Below are 19,028 nucleotides of genomic sequence, written 5' to 3' on the forward strand. Positions count from 1 at the left end.
TGATGGAGTATAAGGAATGCTTTGAGATCATGGGGAAAGGCCGCAACAGCTGTTCCAAAACAGACATGGAAGCAACCTTCATGCGGATGAAAGAAGAGTGCGACAAGAAGCGGCTTCTTCTTGAAATATTTCAGTATAGATTAATAACTCTAGTATCCCAGTGATAGGGATATTCCCATCCGAAACTGCGCCACAGGTAACTGTGGGGTGGGTTGCATGAGGAAAAGCCTAATCCCAAACTTAGCATCCATAGAACGGGAGGGCGAGGGAAAGATTTGCATGGTATGTAATTAAATATCGTGACATTCAGCATTGGATGGATGTGAATGCCAATGTAATGCAGATAGGAAAACATTACTTCTTCTTAATGTCAGTTGTCACCCATATATCTGCCGGTATAGTGAACATACCTAAACAAATCGAATCTGAAAGAAGCTGAACTTGGTAAGCCCTGCAGCGTCCAATCCTATAAAGGTTGGTAGACTGACCGCAAGGAAGGCACAATTCCCTGCAGGGTATAGGAGCGTTGGAAAAAGCAAAGGCCATCAAGGTGCAAACCGGCAGGAATAAGAAATAACTGGATGGATACACGATAAAGTGACTCGAAAGAGAGCTGACTTCCAACTGGTATACAACACGAAAGAAAGCGGAAAGCAACCTGTTAAAAGGAGGATGACAGATGAGAAATACTTTATTACAAATAAAGTCCACAACGTCCTTCCCTACGAACTGGAAAGAACTACAATGGAAACAAATCCGTAAGTATGTAAACAGGCTGCAACAACGAATCTATCGTGCCGAAAGCTTGGGGAACAAACGAAAAACAAGACAGTTACAGCGGCTGCTAATGCGAAGCAAGGCGGTATTGCTGCTTTCTATCAGAAGAATTACTCAGGAAAACAAAGGGAGAAAGACGGCTGGAGTAGATGGCATAACGATACAGACAGATATCGAACGTATGAATCTCTACCGAAAAATGTGCAATCGTACTATAGCATATCACAACCCCAAACCCTCTTACCGTACTTATATAAAAAAGAAAAACGGGAAATTACGTCCGTTAAGCATCCCAGTAATCATAGATCGAATCTGGCAGAATGTAATGAAAATGGCACTGGAGCCACAATGGGAATACCGTTTTGAACCAACCTCTTATGGATTCCGACCAGAAAGAGGCTGCCATGATGCGATTGAGCGAATCTATAAATACCTGGTGTTCGGAAAAAGGCGATGGGTATTTGAGGGAGACTTTAAAGGCTGTTTCGACAATCTCAACCATAGTCATATATTAGAACAAATCAAAGGAATTCCAAACAGAAAAGTCATTGAGAAATGGCTGAGAGCAGGATATGTAGACGATGGTTTATTTTATAGTACAAAATCCGGAAGTGGTCAAGGTTCAGTAATATCACCATTATTAGCGAACGTAGCTCTGCACGGAATGGAAAAGGCTCTTGGAATCAAGTATTACGTAAACAAACGCAGTGATGGGTATACATGGGCAGTTAATCCAACAGCCTATGCAATGACACGATATGCGGATGACTTTGTAGTTATGTGTAATACAAAACAGCAGGCCGAAAGCGTATATAATAAACTGAAACCATATCTCGCTCAAAGAGGGCTTGAATTAGAGGAAACAAAACAAAAACAAAAATAGTAGAGGTGACAAAGGGGTTTGATTTTCTGGGTTTTAATATTCGGCGATATAAAACTGCGAAGGGCGAACAGTTATTTATAAAACCTTCCAAGGACAGTATCAAGAAAAGCAAACGTAAAATCTCTGATATTACTTATCAGGTACGAGGACACAAGGTGGATGTGCTTATTCAAAAACTGAATCCAGTCATTCTGGGAATAGCAAACTACTGGAGACCAGAGGTGTCAACTAAGGCATTCGCAGATATGGATAAACACATAGTTAATGTGACGTATCGCTTCTTGAGAAGAACCCACAGAAAGAAAAATAATAAATGGATTAGGGAAAGATATTTTCGAGAAGATTATAGAGGAATAAGTGCCAATCGATGGATTCTCTCATCTCCAAATCAACACAATCTGCAACTTATGAAGATGACCTGGGTGCACATCAAGAGACATGTCCTGATTAAACATGATGCAAGTCCATTCAACGCCGAACTAGCAAAATATTTTAAGGATAGAAAGAGAAAGTCAAGGAACCAAGAGAACGGAAAAAAAGTATGCTTGAGCTGTATGTCATGAAAGTGACACGTACAGTTCTTAGGCGGGAAAGAGGGAGTAATCTCTCCGACCTAGCCGACTCATATGCTGAACGGGCAGTTAAAACCAGCATACAATGTCCGGATTGCGGTGGAGAATTACTTTATCGTCCACGGATATGTAAGCAATGACCGGACAGACTATCATACGCTGATTCCTGTTTTAGAAAAGCACAGGAAAACGTTTGGAAATACGTTGGAGGCAGTGACTGCTGACAGCGGCTGCTGCAGTGAAAAGAACCTTCTGTATCTGAAAGAGAACGGGATCCGGAGTTATATCAAGCTTCAGGAATATGAGAAGCTACAAATACAATGCAGAAAAGAACCCGGACCGCAATAAAGTCATGAAGATCAATGAAAGATGGGAAGAACTGCGGGAAGAGTCCCATACAAAATATGACATTTTGATACTCAAGGAATACCACCTTTTAAGGAATACCAATTTTGGTATTACATTTAAATGTTACACAAAAAATATAAAGCCTCAGAAACAACGTAAATACGGTGCTTCCAAGACTTTACACTTTCCAAAAAACAGTGCCGGCAGTGGGACTTGAACCCACACGATGTCGCCATCAACGGATTTTGAGTCCGCCTCGTCTGCCATTCCGACATGCCGGCCTATCTTTGCAACGTTGATTATTTTATCACAATAAAGAGAGTTTTGCAAGTATTTTTTGCGTTGAAAAAGCAGATGATTTATTGTATGATGTAAGAAGATTTGATTACAATGACAGTTAGGAGGTGCGGCTGTGACCTGCAGGGAAGCGGAACGTCTGGTTATGCCTTATATTAACGGCAGCATTACAGATGAGGAGTTGGAAGAATTTTTAAACCATATTGAGCACTGTGAGAACTGCCGCGAGGAACTGGAGATTTATTTTACGGTGGATGTGGGTATCCGCCAGCTGGATGAGGGAACCGGCAGCTATAATATCCAAGGGGCGCTGGAGACAGCACTGGAGCTTTCACGTCAAAGAATCCACACATTAAAGCTTCTTCAGACAGCCAGGTATGCGGTGAACACCCTTTGTTTCTGGGCGCTGCTCATGGCACTGATACTGCAGTTTCGGTTATGGGGACAGAGCGGATTCCTGGGCCTGTAGAACCGGATATTGTTGAATCCGGGCCTGTAGAACCGGGTATTGCGGAATCTGAGCCTGTAGAAACAAAGACACTGACCGGCAACGGTATTTCAGATAAAGAAAGGACTATCTTAATATGGACAAACTAGTTTTAATCGATGGACACAGTATACTAAACCGGGCATTTTACGGGGTACCGGACCTGACGAATTCTGAGGGTCTTCATACCAACGCAGTGTACGGTTTTTTAAATATCATGTTTAAGATCCTGGAGGAAGAAAAAGCGGATCATCTTGCGGTGGCCTTTGATTTAAAGGAGCCCACCTTCCGCCATGAGATGTATGATGATTACAAGGGCACAAGAAAACCCATGCCCGAGGAGCTCCACCAGCAGGTACAGGTCATGAAGGATGTGCTTACGGCCATGGGAGTGCCGATCATGACCTTGCCTGGTTTTGAGGCGGATGATATCCTGGGAACGGTTGCAAAGAAAAGCCAGGCACGGGGAATCAATGTGTCCGTGGTATCCGGTGACAGGGACTTGTTACAGCTGGCGGACGAGCATATTAAGATCCGCATTCCCAAGACCAGCAGGGCAGGCACCGAGATCAAGGATTATTATCCGGAAGACGTAAAGAGGGAATACCAGGTCACCCCTGTGGAGTTTATTGATGTAAAGGCTTTGATGGGGGATGCCTCTGATAATATACCCGGTGTCCCATCCATCGGTGAAAAGACGGCCACCAGCCTGATCGCTGCTTACGGAAGTATTGAGAATTGTTATTCCCATCTGGATGAGATCAAACCGCCCAGGGCACAGAAAGCGCTGGGGGAGCACTACGATATGGCCCAGATGAGTAAGAAACTGGCCACCATTTGCCTTGACTGTCCGGTGGAGTTCCGGTACGAGGATGCAAAGATCGGAAACCTGTATACCCCGGAGGCATACCAGTATATGAAGCGGCTGGAGTTCAAGTCCCTGCTCACGCGGTTTGACGCATCGGCTGTGGAGGATTCCTCTGAATCCAGCCTGGAGGAACATTTTTTCCTGATCAAGGATGAGAAGGAGGCGGAAAAGGTATTTGCCAGGGCTGATAAATGCCAGGTGGCAGGTCTGCAGCTCATAACCGGCAGGAACACCGCGGCAGCGGAGGCGGCAGAGCAGATGGCCTTTAGTTTTGATGAGAACGGCGAGGTGAAGGCGGGAAAGAAAGCGAAATCCGGGCTTAATCCGGTAACCGGCCTGGCTCTGTGTTTTGGGGAAGATGAGATCTACTGCATGGCTGCAGGTGAAAAACTGTCAGGAGACTTCCTGGTCAGCCGGGCGCGGGTGCTGTGCACTAAAAGAGCAGGCAAAGCAGCAGATAAAAGAGCGGACAAAGCAGAGGACAAAGCAGAGGGCACATGGGTCCTGAACCTGAAGGAAATGCTTCCCTATCTGGAGATAGAGGACACGGAACCTGTTTATGACAGCGGAGTGGCAGGTTATCTGCTGAATCCGCTAAAGGACACCTATGCCTATGATGACCTGGCCAGAGATTATCTGGGGCTTACCGTGCCCTCCAGGGCGGATCTGCTGGCCAAGGCGGATCTAGGCGATGCGCTTTGGGATGAGGATGCCAAGGCGGTAACCTGTGCCTGCTACATGGGATATGTGGCATGGAAGGCGGCCGGTCCCTTAAAGCAGCAGCTGGAAGCAACGGGCATGTATGATCTTTTTAAGGATATTGAGATGCCCTTGATCTACAGTCTTTACCACATGGAAAAGGAAGGGGTTAAGGTAGAACGGGAGAACCTTACGGAATATGGGAACCGCCTGAAGGTGCAGATCGATGAACTGGAGCAGGAGATCTACAAGGATACGGGCAAGGAGTTTAATATCAATTCACCAAAACAGCTGGGCGAGATCCTGTTTGGGGATATGCAGCTTCCCGGCGGAAAAAAGACCAAGACAGGCTATTCCACGGCGGCGGATGTGCTGGATAAGCTGGCCCCGGATTATCCCGTGGTGCAGAAGATATTGGATTACCGCCAGCTTACAAAGCTGAATTCCACCTATGCCCAAGGGCTGGCTGCCTATATAGGTGAGGATGGCAGAATCCATGGGAAATTTAACCAGACCATCACGGCCACGGGAAGGATCAGCAGCACGGAGCCTAACCTCCAGAATATCCCTATCCGTATGGCCCTGGGACGTGAGATACGCAAGGTATTTGTTCCCAAGGAAGGATATGTGTTCGTGGATGCGGATTATTCCCAGATCGAGCTGCGTATCCTGGCCCACATGTCCGGGGATGAACGTCTCATCGAGGCATACCGTTCCGCACAGGATATCCATGCCATCACGGCCTCCGAGGTGTTCCATGTGCCCCTGGCAGAGGTGACGCCGCTGCAGAGGCGCAATGCCAAGGCGGTTAATTTCGGTATTGTTTATGGCATCAGTGCATTTGGGCTCAGTGAGGACCTGAGCATTTCCAGGAAGGAAGCGGTGGAGTATATTGACAAGTATTTTGAGACCTATCCGGGAGTAAAGGTGTTTTTGGATAACCTTGTAAACCAGGGAAAGGAACAGGGATATGTGACCACACTCTATGGAAGAATACGCCCTATTCCCGAGCTTAAGTCCGCCAACTTCATGCAGCGCCAGTTCGGTGAGCGCGTGGCCATGAATTCCCCCATCCAGGGATCGGCGGCGGACATTATGAAAATTGCCATGATCGCAGTGGACCGGGAACTCCGTTCCAGAAACTTAAAGTCCAGGATCGTGCTCCAGATCCATGATGAACTGCTGATCGAGACTGCTAGGGATGAGGTGGAGATTGTCAGGGAACTGCTGGTGGATAAGATGAAACACGCCGCCAGTCTGAAGGTTTCACTGGAAGTGGAAGCGGAAGTGGGGGATTCCTGGTTTGATGCAAAATAGTGAGAAGAATGCGGAGGGCAGGGTGACGGATCAATGTAGGGCAGGCAAATTCATGCTGGGCATAACCGGCGGGGTGGGTTCAGGCAAGAGCAGGATCCTTGCCATCCTAAAAGAAGATTACGGATTCCATGTGATCCAGGCGGATCAGGTGGCCAAAGACCTGATGCAGCCTGGAATGGAGAGTTACCTGGCAGTGGTGGGGTATCTGGGACCTTCTGTGCTTTTGGAGGACAAAAGCCTGGACCGGGCCGCCATGGCGGAGATCATTTTCCATGATCCGGAGAAACGAAGGGGTGTGGACGAACGGACACACCCTCTGGTGTGGAAGGCAGCCATGGAGGAAGCCATGGCTGCAAAGGAGGAACGGGTGGTCATAGAGGCCGCCATTCCCTCAAAAGAATTTCGTGACAAGTGCAGTGAAATGTGGTATGTTTATACATCAAGGGAGAACCGTATCAAGCGCCTTGGGGAGAACCGGGGTTATACGGTGGAGAAAACCCTGGCTATTATGGAAAATCAGGTGTCGGAGGAAACATTCCGCGCATTTTCCGATGCTGTCATAGACAATAACGGAACGCTGGAAGAGACCAGAGCACAGATTCAGGCGCTCTTAGAACATATATTTTAGGCAAAGGATTGTAAAAACATGAGAATGGTAAGCATTGCAAGCGGAAGCAGCGGGAACTGCATCTATATAGGTTCCGATGACACACATATCCTGGTGGATGCAGGGATCAGCAATAAGCGGATCCAGCAGGGGCTCAATGAGATTGGCCTTAGCGGGAATGATGTGAATGGAATCCTGATTACCCATGAGCATTCGGACCACATTAAAGGGCTGGGAGTACTATCCAGGAAATACCACGTGCCGGTATACGGTACAAGGGAGACATTGGACGAGATCGCCTCATCCGGAAGTCTGGGAGAGTTTGACAGGGATCTGCTTACTCCCATCTGCCCTGATGTGGATTTTACACTGGGGGACCTGAATGTGAGGCCCTTTAAAATCGACCATGATGCGGCTAATCCCGTTGCATACAGAGTGAACTGCGGTGACAAATCAGTGGCGGTTGCCACGGATATGGGGCATTTTGACCAGTACATAATCGATAACCTCCAGGGACTGGACGCCCTTTTACTGGAATCCAACCATGATGTCCGCATGTTGGAGACAGGCCCCTATCCCTATTACCTGAAACGAAGGATCTTAGGGGACCACGGCCATCTGTCCAACGAAAATGCGGGCAGGCTGTTGAACTGCGTTCTCCACGATAAGCTGAAAAAGGTCTTTTTGGGACATCTGAGCAAGGAGAACAACTATGAGGAACTGGCATATGAGACGGTCCGTCTGGAGATTGACGAGGGAGACTGCCCGTATGGTGCTTCCGATTTTTCCATCTCGGTGGCGGGCAGGGATCATATGAGCGAGATCGTGTACTTGTAAGTAAAAGGGAAGGCGCCTGCCTTCCCTTTTTAATTGCCGGGCCATGGCAGCGAACAAAAAAATCTGAAAACCAGGCAGACAATTTTAAAAACATATGCTACAATGTCAAAAGATAAATATATCCCCTATGGATTACAGGGAAAAAATGGTATGAGGAGAATGAAAATGAACAAAGCAATTATCACTGTAGTAGGAAAAGACACAGTAGGGATCATCGCAAAAGTATGTACCTATCTGGCAGACAATCAGATTAACATTCTTGACATTTCCCAGACCATCGTGCAGGGTTACTTTAACATGATGATGATCGTGGATGTGGGCGCCATGACCAAGTCCTTTGGACTGGTATCAGAGGAGCTGGAACGCGCAGGTGAGGAAATCGGCGTTAAGGTTAAGATCCAGAGGGAAGACATTTTTACAAAGATGCACAGGATCTGATTCAGGTTCAGACGCAAGCCTGCAATCCGGCGCTCACAGGACAGCGCTGAGTCATTCATAAGAAAGGGTCAACAGGACATGATTAATATATATGAAGTAAATGAAACCAACAATATGATCGAGCACGAGAAACTGGACGTGCGTACCATTACTCTGGGCATCAGCCTTCTGGACTGCGTGGACAGCAATCTGGATCGGGTAAATGAGAACATTTACCGCAAGATCACCACCCTGGCAAAGGATCTGGTGGCCACGGGCCGGGATATTGAACGTGATTTTGGTATCCCCATTGTTAATAAACGTATTTCCGTCACTCCGATCTCACTGGTGGGAGGGGCGGCCTGTAAATGCCCGGAGGATTTTGTCACCATTGCAAGAACTCTGGACAAGGCTGCAAAAGAAGTGGGGGTAAACTTTATCGGCGGTTATTCCGCCCTTGTAAGCAAGGGCATGACCACAGCGGAGCGAAACCTGATCCTTTCCATTCCACAGGCGCTTGCCGAGACCGAGCGCATCTGCAGCTCCATCAATGTGGGTTCCACCAAGACAGGGCTTAACATGGATGCAGTGGAGCTTATGGGCAGGATCGTGAAGGAGACGGCAGAGGCCACCAGGGACAATGATTCCCTGGGCTGTGCAAAGCTGGTGGTATTCTGTAATGCGCCGGATGACAACCCCTTTATGGCAGGGGCATTCCATGGCGTCACAGAGGCGGATGCCATCATTAACGTAGGGGTCAGCGGCCCGGGAGTTGTGAAGGTGGCTCTTGAAAAGGCCAGAGGAGAGAATTTCGAGGTCCTGTGCGAGACGATCAAGAAGACTGCATTTAAGATCACGCGTGTGGGACAGCTGGTGGCCCAGGAAGCCTCCAGGCGTATGGGGATCCCATTTGGCATTATTGACCTTTCCCTGGCTCCCACACCATCTGTGGGCGACAGCGTGGCTGAAATCCTGGAGGAGATCGGTCTGGAGCGCGTAGGGGCGCCGGGAACCACGGCAGCCCTTGCCATGCTCAATGACCAGGTAAAAAAGGGCGGCGTAATGGCCTCCTCCTACGTGGGCGGCTTAAGCGGCGCATTCATTCCTGTCAGCGAGGACCAGGGAATGATCGATGCCGTAAGTCTGGGCGCCCTTACCCTTGAAAAATTGGAAGCCATGACCTGCGTATGCTCTGTGGGACTGGATATGATCGCCATACCGGGTGACACTCCATCCACCACCATTGCAGGTATCATAGCGGATGAGGCGGCCATCGGCATGATCAACCAGAAGACCACCGCAGTGCGCCTGATCCCGGTGATCGGCAAGAAGGTGGGAGATACAGCTGAGTTTGGCGGGCTTTTAGGCTATGCGCCGATTATCCCGGTCAACACGTTTTCCTGTGAGAAGTTCGTTACCAGGGGAGGAAGGATTCCGGCCCCCATCCACAGCTTTAAGAACTGATCAGGGGGAATCCATATGAAGCTTTATTTGATCCGGCATGGACGGCAGTGCAGCAAGCTGTGCAATGTGGATGTTGATTTAAGTGAAGAAGGTTACAGGCAGGCGTCTCTCTTAGGAGAGCGCCTGTTTCATGAAAACATACAGGTTGTATATTCCAGCAATCTGCTGCGTGCCGTGGAAACGGCCCAGGCAGCCAACCTGTACTGGAATGTGGAGCATATCATACGTCCGGAACTCAGGGAGATAAGCTTTGGGGACATGGAAGGCATGACGGATGAAGCCATTGCAGTAAAATATCAGGCATTTAAGGAGCGGCAGAACCGTATGGAGGAGGATATTCCTTATCCTGGTGGAGAATGTGCATCTGATGTGGTGCGCAGGGCGGAACCGGTGTTTATGGAAATGGTCCGAAGCGGCTATGAGCGGATCGCGGTGGTGACCCATGGCGGGGTCATCCGGTCCATGACTGCCCATTATTTGGGAATCCCCATGGCCAAGTGGCGGCTTTTGGGATCCAGTCTTGAAAACTGCAGCATTACAGAACTGTGCTGGAACAGGGAAACAGGCCGTTTCCTTATGGAGAGATTCAATGATTACGCACATTTGCAGACGCATCCGGAGCTGTTGAGGAATGCCTGGGTGGATGCAGAGAATTAAAGCGCGGACGCAGACTGTGGGAGCGGCGCGCAAAAAGGAGCCGGTATGAAAAAAGGAATTATATTTGATGTGGACGGAACTTTGTGGGATGCGGCCGTACAGGTGGCGGATTCCTGGAATGAGGTGCTTTCAAAGCATCCTGATCTGGATGTGAAGATCACGGCACAGGACATGTATGACAATATGGGAAAAACCATGGATGAACTGGGAAAGACATTTTTTCCATCCCTCACCCATGAGGCATGCATGAAACTGATGACTGAGTGCATGGAATATGAGAACCATTATCTCTTAAGCCATCCCGGTCCCCTGTATCCCGATGTGAAGGAGACTCTGATCCGGCTTGCCAGGCAATATGAGCTGTTTATTGTCAGCAACTGCCAGCGCGGGTACATTGAAGTACTGCTGAAAAGCTGGGGGCTGGAGGAATATATCAGGGACAGGGAATGCTTTGGAAACACCGGACTTCCCAAGGGCGATAATATCAGGATGGTGGTCAGAAGAAATCATCTGGACCAGTGCTTCTACGTGGGCGATACGGCCATGGACCAGGCAGCGGCGGCAGCGGCAGGAGTCCCTTTTGTCCATGCAGCCTATGGGTATGGAAGAACAGATGGGGCGGCAGCCAGTTTGGAATATATGGCACAGCTGCCGGGAATCGCAAAACAGCTTTTGGGTTAGGGGTCTGCACCGAAAGCAGTGGGAGTCTCAATGGGAGGAAAACATGAATCAGGAAGAGTTAAGGGATGTGGAGCGGGCGCTGAATCTGTTTATGGACGGATCACTGGAACGGATTTTGCTGAGTAATCCCGTGGACAAAGATGTAATGGCAAAATCGCGTCTGCGTCCCCTTTTGTTAAAGGGGGAGCTGGTATTCCAGGCCGAGGAACAGGTGGGAAAGCAGGCATTTCACCGCAATATGAATAAGGAAGAGGCAGTGGATTATGTAAGGGAGTTGCTGGACGGGAGTTTCCGGCAGGCGGAGATCGCCTCAGCCAATGGAAGCGCCCTGATCCTTGTGAGTAAAAAGGGAAAGGTGACCGTGAAGGTGAAGCGGTCTTCAGGCCGGCCCGCGCGGATCCAGGCAGGAACCGCCGCCCTTTCCCACAATCGGAAAAAACAGTATATCCTGGAGGAAGGAAAGCCGGTCCCCTTTTTAGTGGACCTGGGCGTTATGACAAAAGAGGGGAAGATCGTCAGCAACCGTTATGACAAGTACCGTCAGATCAACCGTTTCCTGGAGTTTATAGAAGATATCCTTCCCAATCTGGACCAGGCGGAAGAGACCACGATCATTGATTTCGGGTGCGGGAAATCATATCTCACCTTTGCCATGTATTACTACCTGAAGGTGCTCAAGGAATATCCCGTGCACATCATCGGCCTGGACTTAAAGCAGGACGTGATCGACCACTGCAGCAGTCTTGGCAGGCAGTACGGATATGACAGGCTGGATTTCTTCCACGGAGACATTGCCTCCTACCAGGGCGTGGACCATGCGGATATGGTGGTAACGCTCCACGCGTGTGATACGGCCACGGATTATGCCCTGGAAAAGGCCGTGGACTGGGGGGCGAAGGTGATTCTCTCCGTGCCCTGCTGCCAGCATGAGCTGGCAAAACAGATGGAGAACGACCTGATGAAGCCGGTGCTTCAATACGGCCTGATCAGGGAGCGGATGGCCGCTCTCTACACAGATGCCATTAGGGGACAGGTACTGGAATACAGGGGATATAGAACCCAGATACTGGAATTTATTGACATGGAGCACACGCCTAAGAATATCCTGATTCGTGCCATTCTTCAGGGAAAGAAAAAGGACAATGGAAGCCGGATCAGGAAACTGACAGGATTTATGGGAGTAGAGCCCACAATTGTAAAACTGCTGGCCCCGGAGCTCTTAGACCCTGAACTGCTGCCTCCTAAACCTCTGGTCCCCTGACACCGGAATTGCTGTACCCGGAACGTCCGGCCTCCAAATCTCCTGTACACGGGATCACAGGATGCACACCGGCTGGGTGTACTCATTCCTGGCCCTGTATCCATAGGTATGTGCCAGAATGCTCTGGCGCACATGAGAAGCGTAGATATCCCGGTTCAGCATGGACATGGATGGCCCTGAAAGGATGCGTGATGCATCAGCCGTCTTTGTGACCAGCGGAACGGCGGACTGCTTTTTCAGGACGGAGAGCAGTTCCTTTGATTCCTTTTTAAAACCAAGAATACGGGCGTAGGGTGCATACCCTGCGCTTTTATATTCCTCCATATCACGGTCCGTAATGCCAAGGAGGAGATGGAGAAGGGCGCGGCTGACACGGGTGTAAGTGTACTGCCTGGTTTTCAGCTGCCGGATGCGTCCCTCCCATGACTCCTGTTCCAGAAGGCGTGTGTCCAGGCGGGAGGCCATTTCCCTGGACAGATCCGCGTAAACGGACAGGTCTCGGTTCTCTAGGGATAAGGAGAGCAGGGCATAATCCAGCAGACCGGAGAGGTCCTGGGCTGTGACAGGGGGTTCCTCCCGGTACAGGGGAAGGATCGCGGCAGGCACATGGGAAGTGAGCAGGCGCATTGCTGTGTCCTGCTCTTTTTTTGTCAAAAGGCTGCGCAGGGCGGAGGCGGAAGCCTGTCCGTGTTCCAGCTCCTGGTCGTGATAGCCCTGTCCGCTGCGCTTAACGGTCACTGGTTTCAGGGAACTGCGGCTGCGGATAATGGCTTTGCAGTATTCTATACCCAGCAGATTGTTGGGAGAGCCCAGCAGGCTGTTCAGGCTGTCCCGGCTTAAGGGAATGTCTTTGTGTTCCCCTGCCATTTCCAAAAGGGCGTGGTTTCTGGCCTGGGGCCAGCTGAGGCCGCGGCGCAGGCCCTGGGACAGGGCGGCGGAAAATACCGGACTTTCATCTGCCAGCAGTGCGGCCGCGGTCTGGATATCCTGAATGGAACCGTCCTCGCTGCCAAAACAAATGGTATCCACTGCGCCCAGCGCGGTAAGAAGCGCCACGCCGCAGGCAGCAAAGTCCTCGGCGCTGCTGACAGCAAACACAGAGGGCATTTCCACCACCAGATCGGCGCCGCAGGCCAGGGCCATCCTGGTGCGCAGATATTTGCTGTATACAGCCGGTTCTCCCCGCTGTACAAAATCCCCGCTCATGACCACCACGCAGAAATCCGAGCCTGTCAGTTCTTTGGATTTGTTTATATGAAATTCGTGACCACTGTGAAAGGGATTGTATTCGGCAATGATTCCGGTCAGTTTCATAATTTGTCACCTCATATCATGTATCATTTTGATCATTTTCCTGTTTTTTATCATGTCCATTATATCTGTAATCCACACCCGCGTCCAGTATTCCTTGGTCTGGATTGGAATTAGTTTATATTCAGTTTATAAATCTATAATAAATAGAACACAGATTCTCCACAATCACTTCACAATTCCACCATAAATCCTGAGTATATTTATAACTATCAAAAGGGTAACATCAAAAAAATAAAATAGAGAAATGTATGAAAGGAGACTTTTTTATGTACGAGAACGAAAACAGAAACTTAAATGAAAATACAAACCCCGAAGGAAATATGCCGGAGACAACCGTGAACTGGACCACTCCAAAGCCGGAGGATTCCCGGAACCAGGGAAATAACGGTTATGGCCCGTCATATGGAAACAGCCGCCAGCCGGGATATGATCCCATATATTCCCAGCAGACCGTGAATGGAGGCGGTCATCATGGAAACGGATCAAGCAATCCTCACCGTGGCCCAAAGAAAGGAACTTGGGTGAAACGGGCGGCAGGGATCACAGCTGCAGCCGTCCTGTTCGGTGCGGTATCAGGCGGTGTGATGACAGGTGTCAGCTATCTGGGAGCCAGGATGACCGGCCTTTACGGCACAACCACGGCCCAGGTTCAGACCCAGGCTCAGATCCCGCAGGTGGCGCCCGCGGTTACCACACAAAACAGTGACAATGCGGCAACCGTGGCGGCAGTGACCGATGTGTCAGGGATCGTGGAGAACGTAATGCCCTCCATTGTGGCCATCAATGATACCATGACAGTGCAGCAAAGGGATTTCTTTGGAATGCCACAGACCTATCAGGCACAGAGCAGCGGCTCGGGAATTATTGTCAACCAGACGGATACCGAGCTTCTCATTGCCACCAATAACCATGTGGTGGACGGCGCCCAGGACCTTAAAGTCACATTTGTGGACAACAATGATGTGAGCGCGGCGGTAAAGGGTACGGATTCAGCTTCCGACCTGGCGATCATCGCAGTGCAGTTACAGGATATACCTTCTGATACCATGAGCAAGATAAAGGTTGCATCCCTTGGGGATTCGGACAATATTAAGGTAGGCCAGCAGGTAGTTGCCATAGGAAACGCCCTTGGATACGGCCAGTCCGTTACGGTTGGCTATGTCAGCGCCCTTGACCGGGAGATCACGGACAGCAGCGGGATTACCAGGACATTTATCCAGACCGATGCTGCAATCAACCCAGGCAACAGCGGCGGTGCGCTGATCGACCTTAATGGAAATGTGATCGGGATCAATGCTGCCAAGACGGCTTCCACCGAGGTGGAGGGCATGGGGTTTGCCATTCCGATCTCAAAGGCACAGGAAATTTTAAATAACCTGATGACAAAGAAAACACGTGTTGCAGTTACCGAGAGCGCACAGGGCTACCTGGGAATCCAGGGAACCAATATTGATGCATCGGCAGCCCAGGAATTTGGTATGCCGGTGGGAATCTACGTGTACAAGATCGTGGAAGGCGGAGCGGCAGCATCCTCCGAATTAAAGGAAAAAGATATCATAACCAAGTTTGACGGCCAGTCCGTGACCAATATGGAGGAGCTAAAGCAGATGCTCACCTATTATGAGGGCGGTTCCACCGTTACACTCACCGTCCAGTCCCTGGTGAACGGGGCTTATGTGGAGCATGATGTGCAGGTTACACTGGGCACAAAGCCGGCAGCTGATTCATAAAATACCGCAACGGTTCAGGCCGGTCAGGAAGATAAGCTGCCCTGAACTGTTACAAAATACCAATAAATATTTATACCTATTTTATGGAAAATATGATATACTGAACCTAATAGACATTAAAGGAGGTTCAGCTTATGAAATTAGTTTATGCAATCGTAAGGAACGACAACGAAGATGATGTAGTAAGCCAGTTAACCCAACACCACTACAGCGTAACAAGGTTATCGACCACAGGCGGATTTTTAAAAAAGGGCAATACCACACTTATGATCGGTGCGGAAGACGATAAGGTGCAGGAAGTTATTGATATCATCAAGCAGGAGTGCGGACAGCACCAGAAGCTTACAGTGAACATGCCATACATTTCCGGTACCACCATGGTGAATTACGCCACCATGCCCATGACCGTGGAAGTGGGCGGAGCCACCATCTTTGTGATCAATGTAGACCGTTACGAGAAAATTTAATACACATTGCAGGCAGCAAAGGCGCCTGTGCACGGCTGGGACCAACAGCATCTGCACAGACGCCTTTTAAATATGTAAATGATTGGATATTCTTCAAGAATCTGGATACCCTAAAGTCTATATAGGACAGAATAAGGCCCGGTGCCTTTGCTATTCCGTAAAAACATATATATGCAGAGTACTTAAAAAAATGCAAGAATTTGTTAAATTCAACTTGTTTCCCCCATTCACTGCGTATATAATAAGTCTATATGCATTATTTACAATAAGGAAAGGGGTATACCATGGGATTTATTGATGTTATTAAAGAAAAAGCAAGAGCAGATAAGAAGACCATTGTTCTTCCAGAGTCTATGGACCGCAGGACATGGGTGGCTGCTGAGAAGATTTTAAAAGAGGATTTGGCAAATCTTGTTATTATCGGAACACCGGAGGATATCGGTGAGCACAGCAACGGACTGGACGTGTCCGGCGCAACCATTATCAACCCACAGACATATGAGAAAACTCAGGAGTATATAGATTTATTCGTAGAACTGAGAAAAGCCAAAGGCATGACCGAGGAAAAGGCCAGGGAAACCATTTTGAATGATTATGCATACTACGGCTGCCTGATGATCAAGAAGGGCGATGCGGACGGTATGGTATCCGGCGCCTGCCATTCCACTGCCAACACATTGCGTCCATGCCTGCAGGTGATCAAGACCAAGCCAGGCACAAAGCTGGTATCCGCATTTTTCCTCATGGAAGTTCCGGACTGCCAGTTTGGCGATAATGGAACCTTTGTATTTGCCGACTGCGGCCTGAACCAGAATCCGAATCCGGAAGAACTGGCGGCAATTGCAGTATCCTCTGCTGAGAGCTTTAAGCTGCTCACAGGAAGGGATGCCAAGGTTGCGATGCTTTCCCATTCCTCCAAAGGCAGTGCAAGCCACGCAGATGTGGACAAGGTGGTAGAGGCAACCAGACTGGCTAAGGAGATGGCTCCTGAACTGGAACTGGACGGCGAGCTTCAGCTGGATGCAGCCATTGTTCCTGAGATCGGCGAGTCCAAGGCTCCGGGCAGCAAGGTGGCCGGACATGCGAACGTACTGGTATTCCCGGACCTGGATGCAGGCAATATCGGATACAAGCTGGTGCAGAGACTTGGCAAGGCAGAAGCCTATGGCCCAATGTGCCAGGGTATTGCAAAGCCTGTTAACGATTTATCCAGAGGCTGCTCTGCAGATGACATTGTAGGTGTTGTGGCTATTACCGCTGTACAGTGCCAGAATAATTAATAAGATTAAGGAGAATATTACAATATGAAGATTTTAGTAATCAATTGCGGCAGCTCCTCTTTAAAATATCAGTTAATTGATATGGAGAATGAAAGTGTAGTGGCAAAGGGACTTTGCGAGAGGATCGGAATCGAAGGCTCAAAGCTGACCCATCAGCCTTCCGGCAAGGACAAGTTCGTGATCGAGAAGCCGATGCCAACCCACAAGACGGCCATTGAGATGGTAATGGAAGCACTGCAGGATGCAGACCACGGAGTGATCAAGGATACCAGCGAGATTTCCGCCATCGGACATCGCGTACTGCACGGCGGCACTGTGTACAGCGATTCCATTGTTGTGAACGAGGATGTAAAGAGAGTGATCCGTGAATGCTTTGACCTTGGACCTCTGCATAACCCGGCAAACCTGATGGGAATCGAGGCATGTGAGGCTGCTATGCCAGGAACGCCCAATGTTGCTGTATTTGATACTGCGTTTGGCATGTCCATGCCTGAGAAAGCATATATGTATGCGATCCCTCATGAGTACTTTGAGAAATACGGCATCCGCCGCTACGGCTTCCACGGAACAAGCCACAAGTTCGTATCTGCTGAGGCTATCAAGTTCGGCGGCCTGGATCCCAAGACCGCAAAGGTGATCGTGTGCCACCTGGGGAACGGCTCCAGCGTGTCTGCTTCCATCGGCGGCAAGTGCGTGGATACCAGCATGGGATTAACGCCTCTTGAAGGACTGATCATGGGAACCAGAAGCGGTGACGTGGATCCTGCCGTGCTTCAGTTCATCATGAACAAGGAGGGCCTTGATATCAACGAGATGCTGAATATTCTGAATAAGAAGTCCGGTGTTTACGGTATGACAAACGGTATCTCCAGTGACTTCCGCGATATTGAGAATGCTAAGGCAGAGGGCAACCATCTGGCAGAAGTTGCACTGGATGCGTTCATCTACCGCGTGACCAAGTATGTGGGTGCTTACGCAGCAGCCATGAACGGCGTAGATGCGATCGCGTTTACCGCAGGCGTTGGTGAGAATGACAAGGCCGGAAGAAAGGCTATTTGTGAGAATCTGGCTTACATGGGTGTGAAGATCGATGACGAGCTTAACAATATACGCGGCGAGGAGAGAGTGATCTCTTCTGCTGATTCCAAGGTAAAGGTTATGCTGATCCCAACCAATGAGGAGCTGGCGATCGCAAGAGAGACTCTTGACCTGGTTCAGTAAATTTCCATAAGAAATTGCGTATTTCTGGAAACTTTTTATTGACAAACCCCTTGCACCTATGTATAATAGCATAGGTGCATATCAAGGAGTATATGGTATGCTGATTAATTTATCGGAACTGTTTCCCGTGGAGGGAAAGTCTAAAACTTATACCCAGGAGCTGGATATGACACAGTTTCAGGCGCCGGACGGCACCTATGAGATTGTGGAAAAACAGCCGGTGACCCTGGTGATAACAAACCGGGGCGATAAGATACTTACTGTGACAGGAGAGGCTGACCTAAGCCTTGAGATGCCGTGCGGCAGGTGCTTGGAACCGGTGAAAGTTCCCTTTCATCTGGAGATTGACCAGGAACTGGACATGAACCGGACAGAGGAGGAGCGGGTAGAGGCTTTGGATGAGCAGTTCTATATTAATGGTTATAATCTGGATGTCGACCAGCTGGTTGGTAATGAGTTAACCTTGAACCTGCCTATGAAGGTTCTCTGCAGTGAAGACTGTCAGGGGATTTCTAATAGATATGGTACAAATCCGGGCTCTGGAGAAGGTGACTGTGATGACAGCCCACTGGATCCAAGAATGTCAGTTATCCAGGATATTTTTAAACAGTTGAAGGAGGTGTAAACCATGTCTATCTGTCCAAAGAATAAATCTTCAAAAGCAAGAAGAGACAGCCGCAGGGCAAACTGGAAGATGAGCGCTCCAAATCTGGTAAAGTGCAGCAAGTGTGGCGCTTTGATGATGCCTCACAGAGTTTGCAAGGCTTGTGGTTCTTATAACAAGAGAGAGATTGTAAGCGTTGAGGATTAATTTTTAGCGTCTCTGTGACAAGGAAAATGAAGT

The 19,028-nt window shown here is 49.2% G+C and carries 18 protein-coding genes, 1 tRNA gene and 1 pseudogene; 18 read left to right on the top strand and 2 right to left on the bottom strand.

Features of this window, described 5'->3' with window-relative positions; all coding sequences use genetic code 11:
- The first annotated feature begins 679 nt into the window (after positions 1-679).
- From HMPREF9469_RS28535 to HMPREF9469_RS28540, 3 genes and pseudogenes are all read left to right on the top strand, one after another.
- Entirely contained in the window at positions 680-1,660 is a 981-nt protein-coding gene (locus HMPREF9469_RS28535) for a reverse transcriptase N-terminal domain-containing protein (protein WP_007870767.1), read from the top strand.
- 5 nt (positions 1,661-1,665) lie between these two features.
- Positions 1,666-2,223: a group II intron maturase-specific domain-containing protein gene (locus tag HMPREF9469_RS30910; RefSeq protein ID WP_050814500.1), complete on the top strand. Its 558-nt coding sequence runs from the start codon at positions 1,666-1,668 to the stop codon at positions 2,221-2,223.
- Between the two features lie 60 nt (positions 2,224-2,283).
- Positions 2,284-2,629 (top strand): annotated as a pseudogene (locus tag HMPREF9469_RS28540) (IS5/IS1182 family transposase); the annotation flags it as partial.
- Between the two features lie 149 nt (positions 2,630-2,778).
- Here the strand turns inward: HMPREF9469_RS28540 and HMPREF9469_RS28545 are convergent.
- Positions 2,779-2,861: transfer RNA gene (locus HMPREF9469_RS28545), tRNA-Leu, on the bottom strand.
- 131 nt (positions 2,862-2,992) lie between these two features.
- Between HMPREF9469_RS28545 and HMPREF9469_RS28550 the strand changes: the two genes are divergently transcribed.
- The 9 genes from HMPREF9469_RS28550 (at position 2,993) to HMPREF9469_RS28590 (ending at position 12,172) form a co-directional block, all read left to right on the top strand.
- Positions 2,993-3,346: an anti-sigma factor family protein gene (locus HMPREF9469_RS28550; protein ID WP_007870773.1), complete on the top strand. Its 354-nt coding sequence runs from the start codon at positions 2,993-2,995 to the stop codon at positions 3,344-3,346.
- Positions 3,347-3,461: 115 nt separating this feature from the next.
- Complete coding sequence (gene polA / locus HMPREF9469_RS28555; RefSeq protein ID WP_007870774.1) at positions 3,462-6,248, top strand: DNA polymerase I; 2,787 nt, start codon at positions 3,462-3,464, stop codon at positions 6,246-6,248.
- The gene (coaE, locus tag HMPREF9469_RS28560) at positions 6,238-6,876 is read left to right on the top strand and encodes a dephospho-CoA kinase (RefSeq protein WP_007870775.1); all 639 of its coding nucleotides are present in this window, start codon (positions 6,238-6,240) and stop codon (positions 6,874-6,876) included. Before polA ends, coaE begins: the two co-directional genes overlap by 11 nt.
- Before the next feature lie 18 nt (positions 6,877-6,894).
- Positions 6,895-7,692 carry an MBL fold metallo-hydrolase gene (locus HMPREF9469_RS28565; RefSeq protein WP_007870776.1) on the top strand — a complete coding sequence of 266 codons (798 nt, stop codon included), beginning with the start codon at positions 6,895-6,897 and terminating at the stop codon, positions 7,690-7,692.
- 165 nt (positions 7,693-7,857) lie between these two features.
- The gene (locus HMPREF9469_RS28570) at positions 7,858-8,130 is read left to right on the top strand and encodes an ACT domain-containing protein (protein WP_007870777.1); all 273 of its coding nucleotides are present in this window, start codon (positions 7,858-7,860) and stop codon (positions 8,128-8,130) included.
- 78 nt (positions 8,131-8,208) lie between these two features.
- The gene (locus tag HMPREF9469_RS28575) at positions 8,209-9,573 is read left to right on the top strand and encodes a PFL family protein (RefSeq protein ID WP_007870780.1); all 1,365 of its coding nucleotides are present in this window, start codon (positions 8,209-8,211) and stop codon (positions 9,571-9,573) included.
- A gap of 15 nt (positions 9,574-9,588) precedes the next feature.
- A complete protein-coding gene (locus HMPREF9469_RS28580; RefSeq protein WP_007870782.1) occupies positions 9,589-10,230 on the top strand; it encodes a histidine phosphatase family protein in 642 nt (213 codons plus the stop codon).
- Between the two features lie 45 nt (positions 10,231-10,275).
- Positions 10,276-10,911 carry an HAD family hydrolase gene (locus HMPREF9469_RS28585; RefSeq protein WP_007870785.1) on the top strand — a complete coding sequence of 212 codons (636 nt, stop codon included), beginning with the start codon at positions 10,276-10,278 and terminating at the stop codon, positions 10,909-10,911.
- 43 nt (positions 10,912-10,954) lie between these two features.
- Complete coding sequence (locus HMPREF9469_RS28590) at positions 10,955-12,172, top strand: class I SAM-dependent methyltransferase (RefSeq protein WP_007870787.1); 1,218 nt, start codon at positions 10,955-10,957, stop codon at positions 12,170-12,172.
- A gap of 54 nt (positions 12,173-12,226) precedes the next feature.
- Here the strand turns inward: HMPREF9469_RS28590 and HMPREF9469_RS28595 are convergent, their stop codons facing one another.
- A complete protein-coding gene (locus HMPREF9469_RS28595) occupies positions 12,227-13,486 on the bottom strand; it encodes a nucleotidyltransferase (RefSeq protein ID WP_007870789.1) in 1,260 nt (419 codons plus the stop codon).
- Between the two features lie 266 nt (positions 13,487-13,752).
- Here HMPREF9469_RS28595 and HMPREF9469_RS28600 point away from each other — a divergent pair, with 266 nt between their 5' ends.
- The 6 genes from HMPREF9469_RS28600 (at position 13,753) to rpmF (ending at position 18,995) form a co-directional block, all read left to right on the top strand.
- Positions 13,753-15,216, top strand: coding sequence for a S1C family serine protease (locus HMPREF9469_RS28600; RefSeq protein ID WP_007870792.1), 1,464 nt, complete (start codon positions 13,753-13,755; stop codon positions 15,214-15,216).
- Between the two features lie 134 nt (positions 15,217-15,350).
- Entirely contained in the window at positions 15,351-15,683 is a 333-nt protein-coding gene (locus HMPREF9469_RS28605) for a cyclic-di-AMP receptor (RefSeq protein ID WP_007870796.1), read from the top strand.
- A gap of 284 nt (positions 15,684-15,967) precedes the next feature.
- On the top strand, positions 15,968-16,963 hold the full coding sequence (pta, locus tag HMPREF9469_RS28610; protein ID WP_007870799.1) for a phosphate acetyltransferase: 996 nt from the start codon (positions 15,968-15,970) through the stop codon (positions 16,961-16,963).
- Positions 16,964-16,987: 24 nt separating this feature from the next.
- Entirely contained in the window at positions 16,988-18,184 is a 1,197-nt protein-coding gene (locus HMPREF9469_RS28615) for an acetate/propionate family kinase (RefSeq protein ID WP_007870800.1), read from the top strand.
- A 97-nt stretch (positions 18,185-18,281) separates the two neighbouring features.
- Positions 18,282-18,809, top strand: a complete 528-nt coding sequence (locus HMPREF9469_RS28620) for a YceD family protein (protein ID WP_007870803.1) — start codon at positions 18,282-18,284, stop codon at positions 18,807-18,809.
- A gap of 3 nt (positions 18,810-18,812) precedes the next feature.
- Complete coding sequence (gene rpmF, locus HMPREF9469_RS28625) at positions 18,813-18,995, top strand: 50S ribosomal protein L32 (RefSeq protein ID WP_002564324.1); 183 nt, start codon at positions 18,813-18,815, stop codon at positions 18,993-18,995.
- Positions 18,996-19,028 lie beyond the last annotated feature (33 nt).

The sequence above is a fragment of the [Clostridium] citroniae WAL-17108 genome (assembly GCF_000233455.1).
Taxonomy (GTDB): domain Bacteria; phylum Bacillota; class Clostridia; order Lachnospirales; family Lachnospiraceae; genus Enterocloster; species Enterocloster citroniae.